This is a genomic window from Georgenia thermotolerans, from assembly GCF_009193185.1.
Lineage (GTDB): Bacteria > Actinomycetota > Actinomycetes > Actinomycetales > Actinomycetaceae > Georgenia > Georgenia thermotolerans.
Genome location: NZ_VUKF01000058.1, coordinates 1 through 22,945, shown reverse-complemented (window position 1 = coordinate 22,945; position 22,945 = coordinate 1). Strand labels below are relative to the sequence as shown.

Genomic DNA, 22,945 nt, shown 5'->3' with positions numbered 1-22,945 from the left:
CCGGTCGCGGCGGCACGCGCCGTGTCCGCCCGCGCCGTGTCCGCCCGCGGCGTGCCCGCCGGGGCCGGCCCGCCAGTCGCGGGGGCTTGTGCCCTGGTGGGCGGCGTGGCGGGCGGGATGACCGGGGGCATGGTGGCGGCGTCCGGGAGCGCCGGGAGCTGCTCGGTGGGCTCGTCCGCCCGCACCGGCGTCACCTGCGCCGCTTCGGCCGCGGCCGCGGCACCTGCGGGGCCGCCCGCCTCGGCCGGCGGGGTCGTCGGCGCGACGGTGGTCTCCTGCGCGTCCTGGGAGGTCGGCGCCGTCTCGGCCGCGCCGCGGGAGGCGGGCGCCGTCTCCCGCACGACCTCGGTCGGCGCGGCGTCGGTGGCCGTCGCCGTCTCCTCCTGGGAGACGGGTGGGGCGCCGGACGCCTGCGCCGCGATCCGGACCGCGCGCGTGGCGAGCGCGGCGTCCACGTCGGGGGAGCCCAGCCGGCCGAGCCACTCCAGCAGCGCCGGGTAGGTGGAGGGGTTGAGCGCCAGCGCGGGGCGCAGCTCGGGGTGGTCGCGCGCGAGCTCCTGGAGGGTCGCGAGCGGGGTGGCCGGGTCCGCGGCCAGGCGTGCCAGCTCCGCGCGATCCTCCACGTACTCCTCCTCCGGGCTCGGTGCGACAGATCGACAGTACACACGACCTTCACCTCGGAGTCTTCCGGAGTTCCTGCCCCGCCCCAGGTCGACGCTTTACGGTGGGCCGGTGCGCCGACTCTCCGCCGTCCTCCTCACGCTGGTCCTCCTCGTGGCCGTGGCGGTCGTGGCCGACCGCGTGGCGGCGGGCGTGGCGGAACGTGCCGCCGCGAAGGAGGTCACCCGGCAGGTCGACGTCGCCGGCACGCCCGATGTCACCATCGCCGGTTTCCCGTTCCTCACCCAGCTGGTCGCCCGCGACCTCGACGACGTGCGTGTCCGCGCGGAGGGCATGGGCACCGAGGGCGTGGAGCTGGGCGACGTCGACATCCGCGCCCACGGCGTCGGGCTGGCCGAGCCCCTGACCGCCCGGACCGTGCGGCTGACCGGCACGCTCCGCCAGCCCGACCTGCAACGGCTCGTGGAGCAGGCCACGGGCATGACGCTCACCGTGGACACCGGCACCGATGGCGTGACCCTCGGCACGACGGTCCTCGGCCAGCCGCTCGAGGTCCTGGCGGTCCCCCAGGTCAGCGACGGCACGCTCAGGTTCACGCCCGCGAGCATCACGCTCGGTGACAAGACCGTCGACCCGGGCGCCGTGCGGGCGCTGCTGGGCGCCAACCTGCTCGACGTCGCCGTCCCGCTCGGCGACCTGCCCCTCGGCATGACCCTCGCGGACGTCGCACCGCGTGACGACGGCGTGCGGGTCACCCTCACCGGTGAGGGCGTCGCCCTTCCCGCCTAGGCCGACGGCGACGCCGGCGTCCCGGCCTCACCGACGTGCGGGCCCGGCCGGCGTCCCGGCCCCGCCTACATCCCGGTCTGCCGTACCGGGCCCGTGCCGCCCTGGTGCACCGGTCCCGCCGCGTGGTTGTGCCCGCCCGCGCCCGGCAGCGTCCCGGGCGGCGGGAGGATGCCGTCCTCGACCGCCCGCTTGTACAGATCGACCTTGGTGTCCGCCACCCGGCCCGCCATGCGGTACTTCGCCCGGATCCGGCCGATGTAGTCGTTGACCGTCTCCCGCGAGATGCCCAGCCGCTGGGCCACGCTCTCGGACTTCTCCCCGCCCGCGTACAGCGCCAGCGTCTCGCGCTCGCGCGGCGACAAGGTGGTCAGCGGCTGCCGGGCGCCGTCGAGCCCGGTGCGCACCAGGCCCACGCGCCGCCCGCGCGCGGCCGCCGCGAGCACCTCGACGAGCCGCTCCGGCGGGGTGGACTTGTGGACGACGGCGAGCGCGCCGGCCGCGAGGGCCAGCTCGGGCACGTACGAGCCGGTCAGGGCGGTGAAGACCACCACCTTCACCCCCGCGCCGGTGAGCCGGCTGATGAGGCGGTCCGGCGCGGCGTCGGGCGCGAACAGCTCGAGCAGTACGAGATCGACCGGGTGGTCGGTGCCCCGCGCGCGCAGCAGCGCAGCGACCGTGGGGTACCCGCCCACCACCTCCAGCCCGGCCACCTCGCTGAGGCAGTGCGCAATCCCCATCGCGACGACCGGGTGCTCGTCGACGACGGCGATGGTCGCCGCCCGCTCGACCGGCGCGTCCGTTCGTGGTCTCGATGACGCGGTGAGCGACATGCCAACTCCTTTGTCTTGCCGCGTTTCGTTCCCCTGTGCGCGCATTTCACCGGGGCTGTGTCGCGCATGTGTCGCGAATTTCCGGAACGTCCGGAGGACAAATGCATGAATCGTCGTTAAAGATGGCCACATGTCACAGGAAGCGGCCGGCCAGGACCCGTCGGCGCGGGCCTGCCGCCTGCTCCGCCGCCTGCTCGGCGGCGTGCCGGCGTACCGCTCGCTGTGGCAGGTCTACGTGCGCCGCGCCAGCGGGCAGGACATTCACCAGGGCGCCATCGCGCAGGTGCTCGCCGATTACCTGTGGGAGACGGGCGAGGTCGCCGAGACCGAGACGGACCTGCCGCGCCGGCTCAAGGACCGCGTGAACCGGGCCCTCTCCGGGCACTTCATCGCGCCCGCCACGCTGCGTCTGTTCATCGAGGCCTTCGACATGTCACCCGCCGACAGCCACCAGCTGTGGGCGCTTTTCATGAATGCCGAGTCGACGGAGCTCGCCGTGGTGCGCCCCACCGCGTCCGGGGCCGAGAAGCCCCTCGAGGCCGCCCCGGGCGCGTACGAGACCCTCGTCGCCCACGAGTTCCACCGCATCGGCCCCGACGGGCTGCCCGCCGACCACCGCACCCTGCAGGTGATCCGGGCCCTGGAGCCGATGGACCGGTACGTCTACCAGTTCGACGTCCACGCCGCCGCCGTCGAGGTGCTGCGCGGCGGCCGCGCCGGACCCGTGCGCCGCTCGACGATGTCCGGCCTGTACGGCGTCGAGATCAGGCTGACGACCCCGCTGCTGGCGGGGGAGACGGCGTCCCTGGAGTACCGCACCGCCTTCACCTTCGGGGAGGTCCCCCCGCCGAGCTTCCGCCGCGGCGCACGCCGCCGGCTCAGCAGCCTGGAGATCAACGTCCAGTTCCACCCCGCGCGCCTGCCCGAGCGGGTGTGGTGGGGGCACTGGGACGGCATCTGGGCCGACGAGCCCGACGACGTCGAGGAGGTGCCGCTGGCCCCCGACGGGCACGTGCACCGCTTCCTGCCGCAGCTCGAGGGGGAGATCGTCGGCTTCACCTGGGCCTGGCCCCGGTAGGCACCTGCCCGGCGCCCAACGCCCCGCGCCCAACGCCCCGCGCCCAACGCCCCGCGCCCAACGCCCCGCGCCCAACGCCCGGCGCCCGATGCCGGACGCCGTCAGCCCTGCCGCGGCTCCCGCGGCCCCTCCGAGCGCGACAGGCCGGCCGCCTGCTCCCCGGCGGACTGGGCGGCCCGGGCGGCGAGCATCTCGTTGTACGCGCGCAGCTCGGCGTCGTCGTCCCGGTCGGCCTTGCGGTCGGCGCGCCTGGCCGCGCGCTCCTCGTCCCGGGACCAGGCGAACGCGACGGCGACGGCCAGGGCGAGCGTGGGCAGCTCCCCGATGCCCCAGGTGATCGCGCCGCCCTTCTCCTGGTCCGCCAGCGCGTCGACGTTCCACGGCAGCCCCAGCCAGCCGAAGTAGTCCGCCGCGAGCAGCGAGGTGAGGGAGATGAGGGAGAGGCCGAAGAAGGCGTGGAACGCCATGGTGGCGAACAGCAGCAGCAGCCGCAGCGGGTAGGACGGCCGGCGCGGGCCGGGGTCGATCCCGATGAGCACGTTGGCGAACAGGTACCCCGCCAGGGTGAAGTGCAGAACCATGAGCACGTGCCCGATGTGGGTGTTCAGCGCGCCCAGGAACAGCGAGGAGTAGTAGAAGACGATCAGCGACCCGGCGAAGTTCACCGCCGCGACGATGGGGTTGGAGAAGAACCCCGCCCACCGTGAGTGCACGAGGGCCAGCAGCCACTCCCGCGGCCCGCGCGAGCCGTCCGCGCGGTGCGGCAGGGCCCGCACGGCGAGCGTGACCGGGGCGCCGAGGACGAGGAAGAGCGGCACCACCATGGCCAGCAGCATGTGCTGGAGCATGTGGCCGCTGAAGAGGACCTTGCCGTACACCGCCGGGCCGCCGTTGGTGACCCAGAGGAACGCGAGCATGCCCGCCACCCAGGACGCCGTGCGGGCCGCGGACCAGGCGTCGCCGCGGCGGCGCAGCCGCACCACCCAGGAGAGGTAGACGAGCAGCCCCGCGGCCACCGCCAGCGCCGTGAGCGGGTCGAGGCGCCACTGGGTGAGGTAGGTCAGCGCGGTGGGGAACGGGGGCACCGGGTAGCCGGTGATGAGGTACGTCGGGCTGGCGTCGGTGAGCGGCTCCTGCGGCACAGGCGGGGCGGAGGAGCCCAGCGCGACGCCGAGCCCCACGACCGCACCCATGACGAGCACCTCGACGCCGGCCAGCCGCCAGAAGGCCCGGCCGGGCCCGTCCCCCGGCAGCCGCTGCGCCGCGGCGGCGCGGATGTGCGGGATCGTCACGCTGCGGTGCGCCCAGCCCGCCACGCCCAGCCCCGCAGTGAGCACGATCTTGACGAGCAGCAGCTGGCCGTAGGGGTGGGTGAGCAGGTCGGCGGGGGAGTTCAGGCGGATCCAGGCGTTGGCGATGCCGCCGAAGACGGCGATGGCGAAGGCCCACAGGGCGAGCGCGGAGTAGCGCTCGACGGCCGCAGGCAGGTCCCGCCCGGTCCGGCCGGCGACCGCGCACAGCACGGTCAGGCCCCCCACCCATAGCGCCACCCCGCCCAGGTGCAGCCACCAGGAGGAGACGGCCAGCTCGTGGCTGGCGGCGCCGGCGGCGTGGCCGGTCAGCGACAGCGGGAAGAGGGCGACGAGGGCGAGGATCGCCGTCCACGCCGCCGAGGTGTAGCCGGCGACGGCGACCGCCAGCACCGCGACCAGCGCGGTGAGGACGGTGGCCCAGGCGAGATAGCGGCCCAGCTCGATCTCGGTGACGAACTGCGCCAGCTGCGCCCCGTAGCCGGGCCCGCCCACGCCGGTGCCGACGACGGAGGCGTGGGTGAGGACCAGGTGGGCCAGCTGGGCAAGGGCCCAGACGACGGCGGCGACGGCGCCGGTGGTGGCGGCCAGCGGCCAGGCGCGGCCGTCGACGGCCACCCGCGGCGCCCGCTCCCGGCCCGGGTGCGGGGCGGGCACCTGCCGGGGCAGGACGACGGCGCACAGCGCGAAGGCGCCGAGGGTCACCGCCGCGCCGGCGTGGGTCAGCACGGTGACCACGGGCAGGCCCCAGCGCACGAGCGGCCCGGGGTCGAACAGGGGAAGCGGCGCGACGGCCCCGGTCAGCAGCAGGCCGCCGGCCAGGGCCAGGAGCGCGAGCGGGAGGGCGCCGAGGGCGTACCACCACACTCGCGGCGCACGCGCGGGAAGATCGGCCACCCGTCCAGGGTAGGCGTTCGGTTCGGCAGCCGACGGGCGGCGTCGTGTGGGCCCGGTGACATACGCTCGCCCCGGGCAATGCCGACCACCGGGGGGACGATGAGCACATCTCAGGGGCCGGTGGCCACCACCCCGGCGGGCGCGGGCGCCACGCCGGGCTCCGCCGTCGACCATTCCCGACCGCTCGCCGACGTCGAGATCGAGCGGGCCACCGCGCTGCTGCGCCGGGTCACCCACATCTTCGCCCAGCGGGTGGTGGGCCAGGAGGGCCTGCGCACCGCACTGGTCTCCACCCTCATCGCCGGCGGGCACGTGCTGCTCGAGTCGGTGCCCGGCCTGGCCAAGACCACCGCCGCGCACACCCTGGCCAGCGCCGTCTCCGGCACCTTCCACCGCATCCAGTGCACCCCGGACCTCATGCCCAACGACATCGTCGGCACCCAGGTGTTCAACTACACCACCGGCGAGTTCACCACCCAGCTGGGCCCGGTGCACGCCAACGTCGTCCTCCTCGACGAGATCAACCGCTCCTCCGCCAAGACCCAGTCGGCGATGCTCGAGGCGATGCAGGAGGGGCAGACCTCCATCGGCGGCCAGGTCTACCCGCTGCCGACGCCGTTCATGGTGCTCGCCACCCAGAACCCCATCGAGGAGGAGGGCACCTACGTCCTGCCCGAGGCGCAGATGGACCGCTTCCTCATGAAGGAGGTGCTCAGCTACCCCACCCCGGCCGAGGAGGTGGACATCCTCGAGCTGACCTCCACCGGGGCGCTGGCCGCCCCGTTGGAGGGGGAGCCCGTCTCGCTCGCGGACGTGCAGCTCCTGCGCCACCTGACCGACCGGGTCTACGTCGACCGCTCGATCAAGCAGTACATCGTCGCCCTGGTCAACACCACGCGCGGCGGCGGGCCGCGCCCGCTGCCCGAGCTGCACCGGCACGTGCGCGTGGGCGCCTCGCCCCGCGGGGCCATCGCCCTCATGCGTGGCGCCCAGGCGGTGGCGCTGCAGGAGGGGCGCGGCTACGTCGTGCCCGACGACGTGCGCCGGGTGCGCCACCCCGTCCTGCGCCACCGCCTCGTGCGCACCTACGACGCCCTGGCCAACAACGTCGCCCCGGAGGCCCTCATCGACGCCGTCTTCCAGGCCGTCCCGGCGCCCTGACGCCGTGGACGCCCACGACCCCGCCTCCCGGCTCGCCCAGGTGCGGGCCCGCCTCGACCTGCCCACCGTGCGCCGCGCCGCCGGGCTGCTCGACGGGCGGCACCGATCGATCTTCACCGGCCACGGCCAGGACTTCGACGACCAGGTGGAGTACCGCCCCGGCGACGACGTCAAGGACATCGACTGGAAGTCCTCCGCCCGCGCGGGCCAGCCGATCATCCGCCGCTTCGTGCGCGAGTCGAACCTCGCCGTCGTCCTCGCCGTGGACACCGGGCGCAACATGGCCGCCGCCGCCCCCTCCGGCGAGACGAAGGCCGAGGTCGCCCTGTTCGCCGCCGACGTCGTCGCCTACCTCGCCCGGGCCCGCGGGGACCTCGTCGCCCTCGTCGCGGGCGACGCCGAGCGCCTGGTCCAGCTGCCCGGCCGCGGGGGGACCGCGCACCTGGAGACGCTGCTGCGCGTCGTCGAGCGCGCGCTCACCCGCGACGCCCCGCCCTCGGACCTGGGCCGGGTGCTCGACCGGGTCGTGGCGCTGACCCGCCGCTCGCTCGTCGTCGTCCTGACCGACGCCGCCCGGCCCGAGCCGGCCCACGAGGAGGCCCTGCGCCGGCTGCGCACCCGCCACGAGGTCATGGTCCTCGCCGTCGCCGACGCCCTGCCCACCGGGGCCGGGCCGGCCGCCGACGTCGACGGCGTCGCGCCGCTGCCGGCGTTCCTGCGCGCCGACCCCGCGCTGCACGCCGAGGCCGCGGCGGCCGCCCGGGCCCGCGCCGCCGCCGTGCGCGACCGGCTGCGCCGCCTGGGCATCGGGCACGTGACGGTCACCGGCACCGACGACGTCGTCGACCGCCTCGCCGAGCTGCTGGGGAGGCAGCGCCGTGCCCGCCGCTAACCTGCTGCCGCCGGAGGCCTACGCCTGGTGGGTGCCGGCCCTGGGGGCCGCCCTGCTGCTGCTCGCCGGCGCGTGGGCCCTGCTCGTGCGGGGCCTGACCCGCCCGCCCCGGCCCGTCCCGCCCCCGCCGCCCGGCCCGGGGCTGCGCCCCCGCTACGTCGCCGAGGTCGACCGGCTCTACGCCGGCTACCGCGCCGGCGCCCTGGACCTGCGCGGCCTGCACCTGGCGCTGGCGCGGACCATGCGCGAGTTCGCCTCCGAGCGCCTGGGCACCGACGTGCGCTCCTGGACGCGCGCGGAGGTGGCCGGGCACGACCCGACCCGGCGGGTCGGGCACCTGCTGGCCCGGTGGGAGGAGCCGAGCTTCGCGCCCGACTCCGACGCCGAGGCCGGCGCCGCCGCCGCGGCCGCCCGGGAGGTGGTCGCGACGTGGTGACGCCCTGGCTGGTGCCGCTCGTCCTCGCCGCCGTCGCCGCCGCGGCGCTCGCGGGCTGGCTGGCGCGCGGGCGCGGACCGCGGGACCGGGCGGTGCGGTGGGTGGCCAACTCCGCCTACGTGCGCGCCCTGACGAGCTACCGCCACCGGCTGCGGGTGCTGCGCGCCGGCCTCGCGCTGGGCGCGGCGGCCCTGGCGCTGGTGGCCGTGGCCACCGCGGCCCTGACCGCCCGGCCGGTGGACAAGGACATGCGGTCCGACTCCCTCGCCAGCCGGGACATCGTGCTGTGCCTGGACGTCTCGGGCTCGATGATCGAGCTCGACTCCGAGGTCGTCGCGACCTTCTCCCGGATGGTGGGCTCCTTCCGGGGCGAGCGCATCGCGCTGAGCATCTGGAACAACACCTCGCGCACCGTCTTCCCGCTCACCGACGACTACGGGCTCGTGCGCCAGGAGCTCGACGAGGCGGCCAAGGCCCTGGACTTCAAGCTCGACTCCTGGGTGTACGACCCCGCCCGCCTGGCCCGCCTCGAGCGGTTCCTCACCGGCACCGTCTCGCTCAAGGGCGACGCCTCCTCCCTCGTCGGCGACGGGCTGGCCACCTGCGCCCTCGCCTTCGACGCCGCCGACACCCACCGGTCGCGCTCGATCATCCTGGCGACCGACAACCTCGTGCTCGGCACGCCGATCTACACCCTGCCCGAGGCCGCCCGGCTCGCCGCCGACAAGGGCATCACCGTGCACGGGCTGTACGCCTCGCAGAGCGACGCCGGCTCCAGCCGGGCCCGCGCCGAGATGGAGCGGGTCATCACCGACGGCGGCGGCCGCTTCTACCAGGCGGACGACCCCGCCGCCGTCGACGGCATCATCGCCGACATCGAGGCCCAGCAGGCCGTCGCGCTCGACCCCGCCCCCGAGCCGGTCATCACCGACCGGCCCGATCGCTGGTACGGCTGGCTGGTCGCGGCCCTGGCCGTGCTCCTGGTGACGATGTGGAGGCTGCGCGCATGACCCTCCGCCTCGTCTGGCCCGCCTGGGCGCTCGCCGTCGTCCTGCTGCCGCTGCTCGCCCTGACGGTGGCCGGCTGGTGGCGCGCCCGCCGCGGCGGCGACGGCGCGGCCGGCGGCTGGGTGCGGCGGGCCGGGATGGTGCTCGCCGCCGGGGTCATCGGCCTGGCGCCGGCCGTCCCGGCCGCGACCGCGCAGCTGGAGACGAACGCGGAGGTCTTCTTCGTCGTCGACCGCACCGGGTCGATGGCGGCGGAGGACTACGACGGCGCCCGCCCGCGCCTGGAGGGGGTCCGGCACGACCTCGTCGCGCTCATGGAGGCCCTGCCCGGCGCGCGGTACTCCGTCATCGCGTTCGACTCCCAGGCCAGCCGGCAGCTGCCGCTGACCAGCGACGCCCGCGCGGTGCGCAGCTGGGCCGACACGCTGCGCCAGGAGATCACCCACTACTCCGCCGGCTCTTCGATCGAGCGTCCCCGCGCCGCGCTCGCCGAGGCGCTGACCGGCGCCGCGCAGCGCAACCCCGGGGACGTGCGCGTGGTCTTCTTCCTCTCCGACGGCGAGAACACCCGGGGCGACCGCCCCGCCGAGCCCGGCCCGCCGGGCGGCTACGGCGACCTGAACGGGCTGATCGATGCCGGCGCGGTGCTCGGCTACGGCACCGCCGCCGGCGGGCGGATGCGCTCCTACGACGGCACCGACGCCACCGGGCCGGGCACGGACGCGCCCTACATCACCGACGAGACCCAGCCCGGCGCCCCGCCGGCGGTCTCGCGCATCGACGAGGCGGCGCTGCGCCGCCTGGCCGGCGAGCTGGGCGTGCCCTACGCGCACCGGACCGCGCCGTCGTCGGTGCACGACCTCGTCGCCGGCATCGACGTCCAGCGGCTCGCCGCGGACGGGCGGCGCGAGGTGCGCACGTACCGGGACGTGTACTGGCCGGCCGCCGTCGTCCTCGCCGCGCTGGTGGCGGCCGAGGCGTACGCGCAGGCGGGCCGGTGGCGGCGGTTGCGGCTGAGCGAGGCGGCATGAGCGTCTCGACCCGCTTCGCGCCCCCCGCCGGGCCGTCGGCCGCGACCCGCCCGCCGGTCCCGGACCACCTGCGGCGCCGTCGTCGGCTGCTGGCGTGGTCGGCGCCCGTCGTCGCGCTGGCGCTGCTGGCCGGCGGGGTGCTGCTGGGGATCGCCCTGGGCGGCTGGTACGGCCGCTCCGCCTATGAGGCTCGGGCCTACGACGCCGCGGCCACCCGCTTCGAGCACCTGAAGCCCTCCACGGTCCTGGTCGAGCCGTGGAAGGCGTGGTTCAACACCGGCACCGCGCTGGAGCGCGCGGGCGAGCACGCCCAAGCGGTCGAGGAGCTGCGCGGGGCGCACCGGCTCGTGCCCAAGGGGACCACCGGCGCCGACGGGCGCCCGGACCCCGGCACGCCGGAGTGCCGGGTGCGCATCAACCTCTCCCTCACGCTGGAGTCGGTGGGCGACGACGCCCGCGGCGCGGGGGACCCGGGCTCGGCCGTGACGTACTACCGGGACGCGATGGACGCCATCGGGCCGTGCACGTCCGACGGCCGCTCGGCCGTCGACCAGCCGCCGCAGCGCGGGGACCGGCGGTCGGGGCCGGACGAGACCGAGCGGCGCCAGCGGGCCAAGGCGGACCGGGCCGAGCGGAGCCAGCGGGCGCAGGGGCAGCCGGGGCAGGGCGACGAGCAGCAGTCGCGGAAGCAGGCGCCCGTGGACCCGCGCCAGGAACAGCTCGAGCAGCGCAACCAGGACGCCGAGCGCGACCGTCAGCGGCTGGAGCAGCAGCGGGGCGGCGGGACGGGCAGCGGGCAGGCCTGGTGAGGGCCCCGGGGAGGCGCCGGCCTCAGGCCACCTCGGCGGCGCGCACGGGCCACGCGGCCGGCGCGCCGACGGCGCGGAGCACGAACAGCTCCGTCGAGGCGATGAACTCGCCGCGCTCCGGCTCCGTCCGGGGCACCCGTCGCCCGCTCAGGCAGGCGTGGACCAGCTGGACGACGGCGTCGAGGTGCTGGTCGGGGATGTCGCCGGCCTCGATCGCCCGGGTGAGGATCTTGCGCAGCAGCGCCTCCACCTGGCCCACGTGGGAGCGCAGGTGCGTGGCCGCCTCGCGCGAGACGACCTCGCGCAGGTCCGGGCCGGGCGCGAAGTGGTAGGAGCGCTCGAGCTGGAGCTGCTGGCGCACGTAGACGCGCAGCTGCTCGACCGGGTCCTCCACCTCGGCGAGGGAGGCGTCGAGCGCGCGGACGTAGGTCGACGTCTCGTGCTCGATGAACGCCAGGAGCAGCGACTCCTTGTCGGGGAAGTGGTTGTAGACCGCGGTGCGCCCGATCCCGGCCTCGGCGGCGATGTCGGCCAGGGAGACGGCGTCGAAGCCGCGCTCGCCCATGAGGTGCGACAGGGCGGCGAACAGGGCGCTGCGCGTGCGCTCGCGGTGTTCGGCGAGGGAGCTACCGAGGATCTTGGGCACCTGCAGATCATGCCACTTGCTGACAGACGCTGGCCAATCGTCGTGAAAACCGTGACGCGTGCCGCCGGGGCGGTTTCAGCGGCGGCGCCGGTGAGCGGGATCTCGGTGAGTCAGCGGCAGACCGGCGAGGCAGTAGCCGATCTGCAGCGACCGCGGCGGATCGGTTCGACCTCGGCGGAAGAGCTCGACCTCGGCCGAGGAGCTCGACCTGGGCGGAGAAGCTCGACCCGGGCGGAAGAGCTCGACCTCGACAACAGGTCCACAGGCTCCGCAGGTGCGACGGGATTCGGCCGTGCGCCGGATTCCGGACGGTACTCTGTGCGCGTCTCGCCCACCCTCGAAGGAGCCCTCATGCCTGCCCCCGAGCAGCTCACCGCCTACGACGCGAGCAACCCCGCGTCGCCGCCCGGGCTGCTCGCACAGATCGCCGAGCACCGCCCGGACCTGCGGCCGCTGGTGGCCGCCAATCCCGCGACGTCGTCCGACGTGCTCGCCCGCCTGGCCGGCCTCGGTGACGTTGCGGTGGACGCCGCGCTGGCGCGCCGCGCTCAGCCCGGCCCTGCCGTGTCTCAGCCCTTCGCGGCTCCGGGCGGGTCCGCTCCCGCGGGTGCTGGTGGGTTCGCCCCGCCGGCCCCGGCGGACTTCGCCGCGCCGGGCGCGAGTGGTTACGGCGCGCCGGCCGCAACCCCGTACGGGAGCCCGGCGCCCGGGCTCGGGATGCCGGCCACCATGGGGTACGCCGGCCCCGGCGGGCCCACCCTGAATTCCTACGCCGCCGCGCCGGGCGCGGGCGGGTACGGCCCCGGCGGGTACGCGACGGCGCCCGGCTCCTGGGGTCCCGCGCCCAAGCGGTCCCGGACGCCGATGATCGTCGGCATCGTCGTGGCCGTCATGGGAGCCGTCACCGGGCTCGGATTCCTCGGCTACGCCGTGGTGCGCGAGGCGGCGAGCGTCGGGGCGGAGTCCACGTACGGCTCGGACGAGCAGCTCGACTACCTGTGGGACGCCTGCGAGGCCGGCGACGGGCAGGCCTGTGACGACCTGTACTGGGACTCGCCGTCCTTCTCCGAGTACGAGGACTTCGGGAACACCTGCGGCGGGCGCGAGCCCGACGGGGTCTGGAGCTGCGCGGACAAGTACCGCGCCGGGGCGTCCGGCGACGCCTGAGACGTGCGCCCTGGAGCCGGTGACCGGCCGGGGCCGGTGAGCGTGAGCCGCCGGACCCTCACGCCCTGACGGCGCGCAGCGCCGCGGCGATGGGACGGTCGGGGTCGAGCCAGTCGAGGTCCTCGAGCGCCTCGTGCGCGACCCAGCGCAGCTCGGAGTGGTCCGCCAGCGGGCTCGGCGTGCCCGCGACCAGCTCGGCCAGCCACACCCGCATGGTCCGGCCGGCGAGGATGGGCCAGTCGCCGTCCTCGGGGCCGGGCAGCCGGTCGCCCAGCCGCACGGTGACGCCGAGCTCCTCGTCGAGCTCGCGGTGCAGGGCCGCCTCGGCCGCCTCGCCCGGCTCGACCTTCCCGCCCGGCAGCTCCCAGCGGCCCGCCAGCTCCGCGGGCGCCGACCGCCGCGCGCACAGGAACCGCGTGGGCGCGGCGAAGGAGTCGACGATGGCGGCCGCGACGACCAGGGCGGGACGGGTTCCGGACTGCATGCCCCGAGCCTAGGTGGTGGCCGGCCGGGTGGCGGCGGCGAGGTCGTGCGCGGCCGCGGGCGTGATCCGCACCTCCGTCCGCACCGACGAGCCGGCCCCGCCGCCGTAGACCACCCCGCGCAGCGGCGCGACGTCGTGGTGGTCACGGCCCCAGCCGAGGATGACGTAGCGGTTGTCGATGAACCGGTCGGCCGTGGGATCGACGTGGATCCACCCGCCGCCCGGCAGCCAGACCGACGCCCACGCGACGGGGCCCTGCCGTGCGCCGTCGTCGGCCGCGTCGTGCGGCTCCGTCGCGCCGTCGTCCGCCGGCGCGACGTAGCCCGAGACGTACCGCGCCGCGAGGCCCATCGAGCGCATGCAGGCCACGAGGAGGTGCGCGCGGTCGTGGCTGGAGCCCGCCCGGCGGGCGAGCACCTCGGGCAGCGGGGCCGGCCCCTCCCGGCTCGGTGGCGCGTCGTCGACGTCCTCCCGGATGCGCCGGGACAGTCCGGCCACCACGTGCGCGAGCGGCGTGCCGGGCCCGAAGGACGGCATGGCGTACTCGCGCACCGACTCCTCGGGGGTGATGAGCTCGGAGGGCAGCGCCGACTCGACGATGGCGAGGACCGACGCGGGCCCCTCGCCGTGCTCGCCGATCCCGGTGGCCCGCATGCCGCTGACCGACGCCGCCGCCCGCTCCCAGCCCACCGGCAGCGCGGCGGCGGGGTCGAGGCGCCGGCGCGCCACGCTGACCACCGACGTCGCGCACACCTCGATGGTGGTGTGCGGCTCGGTGACGTGGAAGTAGCTGACCCGGTTGCCGTGCAGGTCCAGGTGGTCGGCCGCCTCCGCCGGCGCCGGGGTGACGACGAGGTCGGCGGCGTGGACACGTTGGCCCGCGCCCTCCCGGGGGAGGAGCATGCCCAGCCCGTAGGAGCCGGTGACCGGCGCCGGGTAGGTGTACGTGGCGCGGTGGACGAGGCGGACGTGGCGCTCCTCCCCGCCGCGGCGGTTGCTCGGCCTGCTCACTGCCACCCCCCGGGCCACTGGGCCACCACCGGCCGGGTGAAGTGCACCCGGCTGATCTCGGTGGCGAGCTCCTCCAGGCGCCAGCCGATCGACGCCAGCGTCTGCTCCAGGTGCACCCGCCGCCCCGCCGCGCGCTCGCGCGCCGCCCGCTCCGGGCCCAGCTCGCCGAGCAGGTCGTGGGCCTCGTCGAGGAGCTGGTCGCGCGAGGCGGTGCCGCGGCCCGCGGCGGGCAGGCCCGCCAGGTGCGCGCGCAGCTCCCGGAGCTGGAAGGCCAGGGACCGCGGGTTGCTGAGGTCGACGAGGAGGAGGTCGAGCGCGCCGGCGAGGCCGCCGCCGGGGTGGCGGCGGCGGTAGGTGATGGCCGACTCGTTGGCCAGGAGCACGGACTCCAGCACGAGCCGCTCGACGGCGTCGTCGTGCGGGAGGGCGACGGTGGCCGCCAGCGTGGAGACGAGACGCCGGGCGCGCTCGAGGCGGCGTCCGGCCTCGAGCAGGTGCCAGCCGACGTCGCGCACGAGGGACTCGGCGAAGCCCCCGCTCAGCGCCATGAGCGCCTCCAGCAGCCGGCCCAGGGCCGGCGCGAGGCCGAGCGGGTTCTCCCCGTCGTCGAGCTGGCGCTGCCGCTCGGCGCGCAGGGTCCGCTCGAGGGCGGACAGGGCGCGCCAGAGGTCCGGCGAGAGGTTGTCGCGCACCCCCGCGGCGTCCTGCGCCATGCGCCCCACCGACCACGCCACCGAGCCGTGCACCGTGGGGTCGGTGACCAGGCCGGCCAGCGACGCCTCCGCCGCGAGGGTGTGCAGCGCCTCGAGGAGGACGGCGAGCGCCGCCGGCCCGGCGCCGGGCGCGTTCGCCGGCCGGCCGGGCAGGGCCGGGCGGGCGAAGTCGTCCCAGCGGTCGGCGACGGCGAGCAGGAGCCGGACGGTGGACTCGGCGCGCTCGGTGTGCCGCCCCAGGTGGAACAGGTCCTCCCCGGCCCGGGCGGAGACGGCGGCGCCGGGGGAGCGGGCGGGCAGCACGGCGCCGGTGCCGGCGGTCTCGGCCGGCTCGGGGGCGAGCACCCACACGTCCTTGGCGGTCCCCACGATCCCGCCGGCCGCCTGCGGGGCCGGCCCGACGTGGCCCAGCGCGCCGCTCAGGACGGCGTAGCCGCCGGGGCGGGCGACGGCGAAGGTCCGCAGAGCCGTCGGCTGCGGCACGAGGGCGTGGTGCTGGACCGTCGGCGTCGTCGAGGCCTCGATGGGCTCCTGGCCCACCCAGGCGGCGGGCTGGCCGGCGATGCGGGCGGCGAGGTCGGCGCGCTGGTCCAGGGTGAGCTCCCAGCCGAGCACGGGCCGCTCGGCGCCGGAGGTGGGCCGCACGATGAGCCGGCCGAGGTTCGCCATGACGTGCGAGCACATGGACCGGTCCCCGCACCAGTAGGTGACCGCGGAGGGGAGGGTGAGGTCCTCGCTGCGCAGCGCCCGCGCCAGGCGGGGCAGGTACGTGAGCAGGGCGGGGTTGCCCAGCACGCCCGTGCCGAGGGTGTTGACCACGGTGACGGCGCCGGTGCGGGCGGCCTGGACGAGGCCGGGGACGCCGCGTCGGGAGCCGCGCCGCAGCTCGAGGGGGTCGACGTCGGCGGCGTCCACGCGGCGCAGGAGGACGTCGACCGGTTCGAGGCGGCCCAGGGTACGGGCCCACACCCGCCCGTCCTGGGCGACGAGGTCCCCGCCCTCGACGAGGGGCAGGCCGAGCATGGCCGCGAGGTAGCCGTGGTCGAACGCGGCCGGGCTCGCCGGGCCGGGGGTGAGGACGGCGACGCGGGGCCCGTCCGGGCCGGCCGCGGGGGCCACCTCCTGGAGCGCGGCGCGCAGGGACTGGAAGTACGGGCCGACCCGGCGGGTGCGGGACTGGCGGTAGACGCCGGCCAGCACCTCGGAGACCACGCGGCGGTCGGCCATGACGTAGCCCAGTCCGACGGGGGCGTCGACCTGGTCGGCGAGCACGGTCCACGCGCCGTCGGCGTTGCGCGCGAGGTCCGCGGCGGTGTGGAAGAGCTGGTGGGGGCCGGGGATGCGGATGCCGTCGGCGGCGCGGACGAAGCCCGGGTGGCCCAGGACCACCTCCGGCGGCAGCAGCCCCGAGGTCAGCAGGCGGCGCTCGCCGTACAGGTCGGTGAGGATCGCGTCGAGCAGCTCGGCGCGCTGGCGCAGCGCCGCCTCGAGATGGTGCCACTCCAGCTCGTCGACGAGCACCGGCAGCGGGTCGAGCTGCCAGGCGTGCGCGGGGTCGGCGGCGACGAGCCCCTCGTCCTGCAGCAGCCTCATGACCTCGGCCCGGCTGGCGTCGAGCCGGTCCGGCCGGCCCAGCCGGGCCTGCTCCGCGAGCTGCTCCCAGGCCAGGCGGGCGGGTCCGGACGCCTGGAGCATCTCGTCGTGCCCGGGACCGTTGGCGCGGTAGGACTCGAGCAGGTCCAAGGCGGCTCCCCGGGGCGTGGCCGTGTCGACGTCCGACGCGCCGGGGGCCACCGCTCCAATGCGAGGCAAAGTGACGTCCGACACGTCCGCCGGCGACTTTACCGGACGTTTGCCCGGATGTGGTGGTGGGAGCCTCACTTTCGCGGCCATGGGGTCGGGACCGCCGGGGCCGGCGGAGCGCCACGCCGAGCGCCGAGATCAGGGCTGCGTCGGGTCCAACGGGCGTCGGGTCAGACGAGCGCCGCGCGCAGCGCGGGGCGGGCGGCCTCGAGGGGCTCCGCCTCCTTCCACGGCCGGCGGGCGGCCGGCCGGTCGCCCTTCCGCGCGCTCGGGTCGCCGGCGCGCGGCCGGGCCGACGCGGTGCGTGCGGCGTCCCGGGCGGCGCTCGCGCTCAGCGCGGGGACGGCCTCGGGGATGACGCGCCACTCCTGCACCCGGGCCCGCCGCCCGGGGCGGTGGACGTCGCGGACCATGACCCCGCGGGCGGCGAGCTGGCGGCGCAGCAGCTCCGCGTCGCCGTGGGCGCCGTCGGTCAGCGCCTCCGCGCGGGCGCCGAGCAGCCGGCGCTCCTGGCGGGGCAGGTCCTGCGCCGTCCGCTCCCAGGGCGTGAAGACCTCCTCGTGCGGGTCCTCGGCGCGCGGCGTGGGGTAGCCGTGGTCTGTCAGCGCCGTGAGGAGCGTGGGGCGGTCGAGGTCGCAGCGCACGCGCGCCAGCTCCACCGTGCCGGCGCCGAGGAGCACGACGTCGGCGCCGACGACGACGTCCTCGACGAGCGTGCGCGGGACGCTCACGCGGGCGTCGTCCCAGGTGAGGGTGATCGCCCGTACGCCGACCTGGGCGCGCAGCGCCTCGGCGAGCACCGAGGAGGACCACACCACGCCGAGGAGGGTCCCCAGCGCACCGGCGACCACGAGCGCGACCGGCTCGCCCACGTGGTCGGCGCGCCCGAGGATCCCGTCGAAGGAGTCACTGGCCTGGGCGGCCGCCTCCACCGCGAGCGTGATCGCCAGGAAGAGCAGCAGGCCGGCCAGCGGGTAGCCCAGCCGGAGTGCGAGGCGGACCCCGCGGGGCGGGCGCACCGTGGTGCTCGGCAGCATGATCGACCCTTCCTCGAGACGGCGGCGGCCGGGCCTCCGCAGGGTGCGGCGGGGCCACCATGACGAGAATGGCCCGCGCCGGCCCCTCTCCACATCAGCCGGGAGAATGAAGATCGCGGCCGGCGGCCTCCGACTCCAGGCGTAAGGGGGTCCCCCTAGGGACCGGCCGCGGGGTGATGCGTCTCAGACCAGGCGGCGTTCGCCGTCGCGGCGCACCCGCAGCCAGCGGTGGCCGTAGCCCTCGAGCGGGACGTCCACCTCGCCGTCGGGCCCGATGTCCGTGGTGCCGTCGCGCAGCAGGTCCACCAGCGCGCTGTCCGGCGGGACGTCGAGGCGCAGCGGGACGGTGACCGGCTCGGCCGAGAAGTTGTGCAGCGCGACGACGGTCGAGCCCTCCCAGCTCAGCTGGTGCGCCAGCACGTGGGCGCGGGGCTGGTCGAGCACGGTCAGCTCGCCCCAGCCCAGCTCCGGGCAGGCGCGGTAGGTGAGGACGAGGGTGCGCATGAAGTTCCAGAGCGAGTCCGGGTCGCGCATCTGGGCGGCGGCGTTGACGTGCTGGGGCCCGTAGCCGCCGTCGACCACCTTCCCGACCAGCCGGTCGGGTGGCGCGGTGGAGAAGCCGCCGTTCTCGCCGTCGGACCACTGCATGGGCGTGCGCACCGCCATCCGCCCCTCGGCGGCGAGGTCCTCGCCCATGCCCAGCTCCTCGCCGTAGTACAGCGTCGGCGTGCCGGGCAGGGAGAACAGCAACGAGTACGCCATGCGGATGCGGCGCGGATCGCCGTCGAGCATCGTCGGCACCCGCCGCTTGAGCCCGCGGCCGTAGACCTGCATGCGTTCCTCGGGGCCGAACGCGGCGAAGACCTCCGCGCGCTCGTCGTCGGTGAGCTTGTCGAGCGTCAGCTCGTCGTGGTTGCGCAGGAACGTGGCCCACTGGCAGTCGTGGGGGATGGCGGGGCGCTGGGTGAGGGCCTCGACGAGCGGGCCGGCGTCCTCGCGGGCGAGGGAGAGGTAGGCCTTCTGCATGGCGATGAAGTCGAACATCATGTGCAGCTGGTCGCCGCCGTTGTCGCCGAAGTACTTGAGCTGCTCCTCGTGGGGCAGGTTGACCTCCCCCAGCAGGATGGCGTCGCCGTGCCGGCGGCCGAGGAAGGCGCGCATCTGGCGCAGGTAGGTGTGGGGGTCGTCGACCTCCTGCTCGTCCGGGTCGAGCCCGACGTCGGAGAGGAAGTACGGCACCGCGTCCACCCGGAAGCCGTCGAGGCCGAGCTGGAGCCAGAAGCCGATCGTCTTCCAGATCTCGTCACGCACCTTGGGGTTGGCGATGTTGAGGTCAGGCTGGTGGGCGTAGAAGTGGTGCAGGTACCACTCCCCGGTCCGCTCGTCGAGCTCCCAGATGGAGTCCTCCTTGTCCGGGAAGACCACCTGGTCGGAGGTGTCCGGCGGCGGGTCCGAGCGCCACACGTAGTAGTCGCGGTAGGGGTTGTCCGTGCTGGTGCGGGCAGCCTGGAACCACGGGTGCTCGTTCGAGGTGTGGTTGATCAGCAGGTCAGCGATCACCCGCATGCCGCGGTCCTTGGCGGTGCGGATGAGCTCGACGACGTCGCCGTGGGTGCCCAGCCGGGGATCCACCCCGTAGTAGTCGGTGACGTCGTAGCCGTCGTCGCGGTCCGGGGTGGGGTAGAACGGCATGAGCCACAGGCAGGTGACTCCCAGCTGGGCGAGGTAGTCGATGCGTTCGGTGAGGCCGGCGATGTCACCGACCCCGTCGCCGTCGGCGTCGAAGAAGGTCTCGATGTCCAGGCAGTAGATGACGGCGTTCTTCCACCACAGGTCGGAGGTCTGCGTCATTCTCATCGGCGGGTGCTCCTTGTCGAGGGCTGGCGGGCCGGTGGGGCGCGGGCGGTCGGGCGAGAGGTCAGGCGCGCAGCGCGGGCAGGACCGCGGTCGCTGCCGTCTCGAGCCACGCACGCTGGTCCTGGCCGACGTGGTGGAGGTAGATCTCCTCGAAACCGAGCTCGGTGTACTCGCGCAACCAGGCCACGTGGCGGGCGTGGTCCGACGAGACGTTGACCGCCGCGGTGATGGAGGCGTCGGTGACGTCCTTGCTCGCGACGTCGAAGTGCTCGGGCGTGGGCAGGTCCAGGCTGACCGGCTCGGCGAAGGTGTTGGTGCGCCACTGGTCCCGGGCGACGGCGAGGGCCTCGTCATCGGTGGGCGCCCAGGACAGGTGCACCTGCAGCGCCAGTGGGCCGCGGCCGCCGGCGTCGCGGTAGGCGGCCACCACCTCGCGCAGGGTCTCGAGCGGCTGGTTGATGGTGATGAGCCCGTCGGCCCAGCGGGCGGCCCGGGCGGCGGTGGACGCGGAGATGGCTGCGGCCCGCAGCGGCACGGGCGCGGCCGGCAGGTCGTACAGCCGGGCGCGGTCGACGGTGACGAGCCCGTCGTGCGTCACCTCCTCGCCCGCGTGCAGGCGGCGGATGATCTCGACGCACTCCTCGAGCCGTCGCAGGCGCGTCTCCTTGGTGGGCCAGCGTTCGCCGGTGATGTGCTCGTTCATGGCCTGCCCGGAGCCGAGCGCCACCCAGAACCGGCCGGGGAACATCTCGCCCAGGGTCGCCGCGGCCTGCGCCACGATCGCCGGGTGGTAACGCTGCCCGGGCGCATTGACGCAGCCCAGCGGCAGCGACGTGGTCGCCAGGGCGGCGCCCAGCCAGGACCAGGTGAAGCCGGAGTGGCCCTGCCGCTCGCTCCACGGGGCGAAGTGGTCGGAGCACATGGCCATGTCGAACCCGGCCTGCTCCGCCGCGCGGACGTCGGCCAGCAGGCGGCTGGGGGCGATCTGCTCGTGGGACGCATGGAAGCCGTAGGTCGTCACGTGTCCCTTCCTAAGGGCAGTTTCGGGCTGGCGCCTCCTGAACGGGGGAGGAGTTGGGGTTCCAGCGCCAGGAGTGCGGGCAGAAGCGGTGATGCCCGCTGCGCCGCGGCGGCGTGGGCAGTGTCGAGCCCGGCAGCGTTCCAACGCACTCATTCCCTCGGCCGCTTGTGAGTACGGCCGTACTAGAAAAGGAGAGAGGCTCTTCCTCGCGCTCCCATGTCGACTGTGGTCAGGTATCGATCTGGTGCGTCCCCCCGACCTTCATCCACAGCGACAGAGGGTGCCCGACGCGATGTCAGTGGGTCGTCCTAGTCTGGACGCATGTTCGATGACGAGCAGGGTGAGGGTCCGGTGGACGGCGATCCGGTGGACGGCGATGGCGCGGTCCCGGAGGGTCGCGACGACGCCGTGGGTCGCGATGGTGCCGGCACGGGCCCGGGCGGCCGTGAGGGTGCGCCGGGCGACGACGCCACCGCGGGCCCCGACGGTGCGGATGACCAGACCGATGCCCAGGACGACGACGCCGGCGAAGACGCCACAGACGCTTCCCGAGAGCCGGGCGGGCTGGCCGGGGTGCTCGAGGAGATGGCGGCCCTGGTCGGGCTGCCGCTGGCGGTCGGGCTCGCCGAGATCGATCCGGACGGGCAGGACCCCGCGGACCTGGTCGAGCTGGCCGCGCAGTGGTCCCGGGTGCTCGCCTGGGCCCACTACCAGCGCGCCGAGGTGCTGGCGGCGCTGGTGGCCGGGGCGATCGAGCACGACGCGGCGGCCGGCGCGCTCACGGCGGTGAGCACCGAGGTCGCCATGCGCCAGGGCATCTCCCGCCCGGCCGCCACCCGCCTGGTGCGCACCGCGCTGGCGCTGACCGGGCCCTTGCAGGCCACCGGCGAGGCGCTGGCCCGCGGCGCGCTGGACCCGCGCAAGGCCGACGTCATCGCCGCCGGGCTCGAGCACCAGCCCTACCAGGTCTGCCACGACGTCGAGGACGCCGTGCTGCCCCAGGCCCCCGGGCGCACCCCGCCCCAGCTCGCCCGGGACGTGGCCGAGGCCCTCATCGCGGTGGACCACCACGAGGCCGAGGCCCGCCACCGCGGCGCCCGCGCCCGGCGGCGGGTGTGCCACCCGCGCCCCCTGGCCAACGGCATGGCCTCCCTCTACGCGGTGCTGCCCGCCGCCGACGCCATCGCCGTGGACCTGGCCCTGGACGGCGCCGCCCGCGCGGCCAAGGCCGGCGGGGACGCCCGCACCATCGACCAGCTGCGCGCCGACGTCCTGGCCGCCGCCGGCGCCGACGCCCTGACCCGCGGCGGCTTCGGCCTCCCACCCGACCAGCCACCATCCCGGCCGGACACAGCCGCCACAGCCGCCACCGCCACCACGACCACCGCGACGGGCACGACCAGCGCGGCACCCACCCCCGACGCCACGGCCACCGCGACGGCAACGCCGGACGGGAACGCCGCGGCCGCGTCGGCGACCACGATGTCAACCCCGGACGCGACCACCCCGGCCACACCGCCCGCGCCGCCGCAGGCCGGCACCGACGGACCGGTCACCGCCGCCGGCCCCGAACCCCCGCCACCACCGCCGGCGCCGCCGGCGCCGTGGATGCCCATCGGCCGGGTCGGCGGGGTGCCGGTGCGCATCAACGTCACCGTCCCCCTGACCACCCTCCTGGGCGGCGGGCAGGCCGGCCACCTCGACGGCTACGGCCCCATCGACCCCGCCACCGCCCGCGCCCTGGCCCTGGGCGGGACCTGGAAACGCCTGGTCACCGACCCCCTCACCGGCACCGTCCTCGACCTCGGACGCACCCGCTACCGACCCCCACCCGACCTCGCCGAGCTCATCCGCCACCGCGACAAGACCTGCTTCCGCCCCGGCTGCGGCGCCCGCGCCACCGGCTGCCAGCTCGACCACACCATCCCCTTCGCCCACGGCGGCACCACCGCCTGGGCCAACCTCGCCACCGCCTGCTCCGTGGACCACCCCCTCAAGACCGACGGCCACTTCCACGTCCGCCAGACCACCCCCGGCATCTTCGAGTGGACCTCCAAACGCACCGGCCGCACCTACCGCCGCGAGGCCGACGGCACCACCACACCCCTGCACCCCCGCACCGGCCAACCCCTCACCCCACCCCACGACCCACCACCCTTCTGACGCAGCACCTCCACGCCCCACCACCCTTCTGACCAAGCACCTCCACGCCTGGCGCTGAACCGTCCTGGGTTCCCTGGAGGGTGCTGATCTAGCAAGGGAGACTGAGTCTCGTGTCAGCACCGAGGAAGTACGACCAGGAGTTCCGGGATCGGGCGGTGCGGATGTACCGCGAACGGCTCGCG

20 protein-coding genes are annotated in these 22,945 nt (G+C 75.7%); 10 read left to right on the top strand and 10 right to left on the bottom strand.

The window, feature by feature from the left end; genetic code table 11:
• The coding region (locus tag GD970_RS21855; RefSeq protein WP_452179831.1) for a variant leucine-rich repeat-containing protein at positions 1-623 on the bottom strand (623 nt) is incomplete at its 3' end.
• Between the two features lie 109 nt (positions 624-732).
• On the opposite strand from GD970_RS21855, the gene GD970_RS19400 reads away from it, so the two are divergent.
• On the top strand, positions 733-1,410 hold the full coding sequence (locus tag GD970_RS19400) for an LmeA family phospholipid-binding protein (RefSeq protein ID WP_170297368.1): 678 nt from the start codon (positions 733-735) through the stop codon (positions 1,408-1,410).
• A gap of 65 nt (positions 1,411-1,475) precedes the next feature.
• Here the strand turns inward: GD970_RS19400 and GD970_RS19395 are convergent, their stop codons facing one another.
• Positions 1,476-2,240 (bottom strand): response regulator transcription factor, encoded by a 765-nt coding sequence (locus GD970_RS19395; protein ID WP_193314993.1) that lies wholly within the window; start codon positions 2,238-2,240, stop codon positions 1,476-1,478.
• Positions 2,241-2,370: 130 nt separating this feature from the next.
• Between GD970_RS19395 and GD970_RS19390 the strand changes: the two genes are divergently transcribed.
• Complete coding sequence (locus tag GD970_RS19390; protein ID WP_152204546.1) at positions 2,371-3,318, top strand: hypothetical protein; 948 nt, start codon at positions 2,371-2,373, stop codon at positions 3,316-3,318.
• A 101-nt stretch (positions 3,319-3,419) separates the two neighbouring features.
• Here the strand turns inward: GD970_RS19390 and GD970_RS19385 are convergent, their stop codons facing one another.
• On the bottom strand, positions 3,420-5,525 hold the full coding sequence (locus GD970_RS19385) for a cytochrome c oxidase assembly protein (RefSeq protein ID WP_226925482.1): 2,106 nt from the start codon (positions 5,523-5,525) through the stop codon (positions 3,420-3,422).
• Here GD970_RS19385 and GD970_RS19380 point away from each other — a divergent pair.
• Genes GD970_RS19380 through GD970_RS19355 form a run of 6 tightly spaced genes read left to right on the top strand, consistent with a single transcriptional unit; the run spans position 5,517 to position 10,861 of the window.
• Entirely contained in the window at positions 5,517-6,686 is a 1,170-nt protein-coding gene (locus GD970_RS19380) for an AAA family ATPase (RefSeq protein WP_452179833.1), read from the top strand. The genes GD970_RS19385 and GD970_RS19380 overlap by 9 nt on opposite strands.
• A 4-nt stretch (positions 6,687-6,690) precedes the next feature.
• Positions 6,691-7,578: a DUF58 domain-containing protein gene (locus GD970_RS19375; RefSeq protein ID WP_152204543.1), complete on the top strand. Its 888-nt coding sequence runs from the start codon at positions 6,691-6,693 to the stop codon at positions 7,576-7,578.
• A complete protein-coding gene (locus GD970_RS19370; protein WP_152204542.1) occupies positions 7,565-8,014 on the top strand; it encodes a hypothetical protein in 450 nt (149 codons plus the stop codon). The genes GD970_RS19375 and GD970_RS19370 overlap by 14 nt, the downstream gene beginning before the upstream one ends.
• Positions 8,008-9,024 (top strand): vWA domain-containing protein, encoded by a 1,017-nt coding sequence (locus GD970_RS19365; protein WP_152204541.1) that lies wholly within the window; start codon positions 8,008-8,010, stop codon positions 9,022-9,024. The genes GD970_RS19370 and GD970_RS19365 overlap by 7 nt, the downstream gene beginning before the upstream one ends.
• Positions 9,021-10,052: a vWA domain-containing protein gene (locus GD970_RS19360; protein WP_152204540.1), complete on the top strand. Its 1,032-nt coding sequence runs from the start codon at positions 9,021-9,023 to the stop codon at positions 10,050-10,052. The genes GD970_RS19365 and GD970_RS19360 overlap by 4 nt, the downstream gene beginning before the upstream one ends.
• The gene (locus tag GD970_RS19355) at positions 10,049-10,861 is read left to right on the top strand and encodes a hypothetical protein (protein WP_152204539.1); all 813 of its coding nucleotides are present in this window, start codon (positions 10,049-10,051) and stop codon (positions 10,859-10,861) included. Before GD970_RS19360 ends, GD970_RS19355 begins: the two co-directional genes overlap by 4 nt.
• 22 nt (positions 10,862-10,883) lie before the next feature.
• Here the strand turns inward: GD970_RS19355 and GD970_RS19350 are convergent, their stop codons facing one another.
• Complete coding sequence (locus GD970_RS19350) at positions 10,884-11,507, bottom strand: TetR/AcrR family transcriptional regulator (protein WP_152204538.1); 624 nt, start codon at positions 11,505-11,507, stop codon at positions 10,884-10,886.
• A gap of 351 nt (positions 11,508-11,858) precedes the next feature.
• Between GD970_RS19350 and GD970_RS19345 the strand changes: the two genes are divergently transcribed.
• Positions 11,859-12,674, top strand: coding sequence for a variant leucine-rich repeat-containing protein (locus tag GD970_RS19345; protein WP_152204537.1), 816 nt, complete (start codon positions 11,859-11,861; stop codon positions 12,672-12,674).
• 58 nt (positions 12,675-12,732) lie between these two features.
• Here GD970_RS19345 and GD970_RS19340 read toward each other — a convergent pair whose 3' ends face one another.
• From GD970_RS19340 to GD970_RS19305, 6 genes are all read right to left on the bottom strand, one after another.
• Complete coding sequence (locus GD970_RS19340) at positions 12,733-13,158, bottom strand: (deoxy)nucleoside triphosphate pyrophosphohydrolase (RefSeq protein ID WP_152204536.1); 426 nt, start codon at positions 13,156-13,158, stop codon at positions 12,733-12,735.
• 9 nt (positions 13,159-13,167) lie between these two features.
• Positions 13,168-14,169 carry a transglutaminase family protein gene (locus tag GD970_RS21850; protein WP_170297312.1) on the bottom strand — a complete coding sequence of 334 codons (1,002 nt, stop codon included), beginning with the start codon at positions 14,167-14,169 and terminating at the stop codon, positions 13,168-13,170.
• The gene (locus tag GD970_RS19320) at positions 14,166-16,625 is read right to left on the bottom strand and encodes a circularly permuted type 2 ATP-grasp protein (protein ID WP_170297313.1); all 2,460 of its coding nucleotides are present in this window, start codon (positions 16,623-16,625) and stop codon (positions 14,166-14,168) included. Before GD970_RS19320 ends, GD970_RS21850 begins: the two co-directional genes overlap by 4 nt.
• A gap of 230 nt (positions 16,626-16,855) precedes the next feature.
• Positions 16,856-17,722, bottom strand: coding sequence for a YqeB family protein (locus GD970_RS19315; RefSeq protein WP_152204533.1), 867 nt, complete (start codon positions 17,720-17,722; stop codon positions 16,856-16,858).
• 183 nt (positions 17,723-17,905) lie between these two features.
• On the bottom strand, positions 17,906-19,579 hold the full coding sequence (locus tag GD970_RS19310; protein WP_152204532.1) for an alpha-amylase family protein: 1,674 nt from the start codon (positions 19,577-19,579) through the stop codon (positions 17,906-17,908).
• A 61-nt stretch (positions 19,580-19,640) separates the two neighbouring features.
• Positions 19,641-20,600 carry a TIGR03885 family FMN-dependent LLM class oxidoreductase gene (locus GD970_RS19305; RefSeq protein WP_152204531.1) on the bottom strand — a complete coding sequence of 320 codons (960 nt, stop codon included), beginning with the start codon at positions 20,598-20,600 and terminating at the stop codon, positions 19,641-19,643.
• Positions 20,601-20,921: 321 nt separating this feature from the next.
• Here GD970_RS19305 and GD970_RS19300 point away from each other — a divergent pair, with 321 nt between their 5' ends.
• The gene (locus tag GD970_RS19300) at positions 20,922-22,763 is read left to right on the top strand and encodes an HNH endonuclease (RefSeq protein WP_152204530.1); all 1,842 of its coding nucleotides are present in this window, start codon (positions 20,922-20,924) and stop codon (positions 22,761-22,763) included.
• Positions 22,764-22,945: the final 182 nt, after the last annotated feature.

Coding starts and splice junctions, on each gene's coding strand:
- GD970_RS19395 (WP_193314993.1), bottom strand. CDS start 2,240: ATGTCGCTCACCGCGTCATCGAGACCACGAACGGACGCGCCGGTCGAG.
- GD970_RS19390 (WP_152204546.1), top strand. CDS start 2,371: ATGTCACAGGAAGCGGCCGGCCAGGACCCGTCGGCGCGGGCCTGCCGC.
- GD970_RS19360 (WP_152204540.1), top strand. CDS start 9,021: ATGACCCTCCGCCTCGTCTGGCCCGCCTGGGCGCTCGCCGTCGTCCTG.
- GD970_RS19355 (WP_152204539.1), top strand. CDS start 10,049: ATGAGCGTCTCGACCCGCTTCGCGCCCCCCGCCGGGCCGTCGGCCGCG.
- GD970_RS19345 (WP_152204537.1), top strand. CDS start 11,859: ATGCCTGCCCCCGAGCAGCTCACCGCCTACGACGCGAGCAACCCCGCG.
- GD970_RS19340 (WP_152204536.1), bottom strand. CDS start 13,158: ATGCAGTCCGGAACCCGTCCCGCCCTGGTCGTCGCGGCCGCCATCGTC.
- GD970_RS19315 (WP_152204533.1), bottom strand. CDS start 17,722: ATGCTGCCGAGCACCACGGTGCGCCCGCCCCGCGGGGTCCGCCTCGCA.
- GD970_RS19310 (WP_152204532.1), bottom strand. CDS start 19,579: ATGAGAATGACGCAGACCTCCGACCTGTGGTGGAAGAACGCCGTCATC.
- GD970_RS19300 (WP_152204530.1), top strand. CDS start 20,922: ATGTTCGATGACGAGCAGGGTGAGGGTCCGGTGGACGGCGATCCGGTG.